Origin of the sequence: Priestia sp. SIMBA_032 (genome assembly GCF_046535215.1) — a bacterium.
Taxonomy (GTDB): Bacteria; Bacillota; Bacilli; order Bacillales; family Bacillaceae_H; genus Priestia; species Priestia aryabhattai.
On sequence record NZ_JAWRXD010000460.1, the window covers coordinates 1 to 283 of the forward strand.

Consider the following 283-nt stretch of genomic DNA (forward strand, 5'->3'; position numbering starts at 1 on the left):
CGCTGGTCGCCGCGAGCCCTGCGCTGCTCTCGGTGCTGACTGTCGGCGGTGCGCTGTACCTGGTGTGGATCGGCCTGAACGGTCTGCTTCGCCGACCGGCGCCGTTGGGGGAGGCGACCGAGCGGGACGGATCGCGGTGGAGCAGCTTCCTGCGCGGAGCGGGCGTCTCCGGCTTCAACCCGAAAGGCCTGCTCGTCCTGGTCGCGCTGGTGCCGCAGTTCACCACGCGGGAGTCGGGGTGGCCACCGGCGGCGCAGATGCTGCTCCTGGGCGGGCTGTTCGT

Annotated in this window: 1 protein-coding gene; it reads left to right on the forward strand. The window is 72.1% G+C overall.

The window, feature by feature from the left end; all coding sequences use genetic code 11:
- Window positions 1-283 (forward strand): LysE family translocator (locus tag SB717_RS35160; protein WP_410907529.1); only part of this gene is annotated, 283 nt, incomplete at both ends.